Annotated in this window: 1 protein-coding gene; it reads right to left on the bottom strand. The window is 57.3% G+C overall.

The window, feature by feature from the left end:
• Positions 1-401, bottom strand: a 401-nt coding sequence (locus AB1462_RS32035) for a LysR family substrate-binding domain-containing protein (RefSeq protein WP_367249120.1), incomplete at its 3' end; no start/stop codon positions are given.
• Positions 402-447: the final 46 nt, after the last annotated feature.

Here is a 447-nt window from a genome sequence, read left to right as displayed (position 1 = left end):
CCCTCATCCCGGCAAAGGCCAATGATGTGATCATAGAGCTGCGGGCCTATCTGACGGGGAAACAGTATGAATGTTTGCCGGGCAAGATCGCTCATACGCAAGGTCGGCAGTTCGTTTAGCGGGTTCTTGACGGATAAGACGACGTCAAATGGCAGCGTGGCAAGGTCATGGCAGGCCAAGTCTTTGTCGTCGAGCGGCGGATGTACAATGCCGACGTCGATGTCTCCGCGTCGCAGCGCCTCCTCTTGTTCCGAGGTCGACATGGTCCGCACAGCGACGTCGACATTCGGCATCAACTCGGTGAAAGCTGAGACGATCTCCGGCAGTACAATGAAGAGCGCGGGCGTCGTAGCTGCCACCACAATTCGACCAATCGTGCCAGTATCGGCCTGCTTGGCCAAGCGGGACGCATCCTCCATCGAACGCAATATCTTGCGTGCCTCTACA

Origin of the sequence: Pseudomonas sp. SB113 (assembly GCF_040754745.1) — a bacterium.
Taxonomy (GTDB): domain Bacteria; phylum Pseudomonadota; class Gammaproteobacteria; order Pseudomonadales; family Pseudomonadaceae; genus Aquipseudomonas; species Aquipseudomonas grimontii.
The sequence above is the reverse complement of the archived record's forward strand: the minus strand, read 5'-3'. Positions and strand labels throughout refer to the sequence as shown.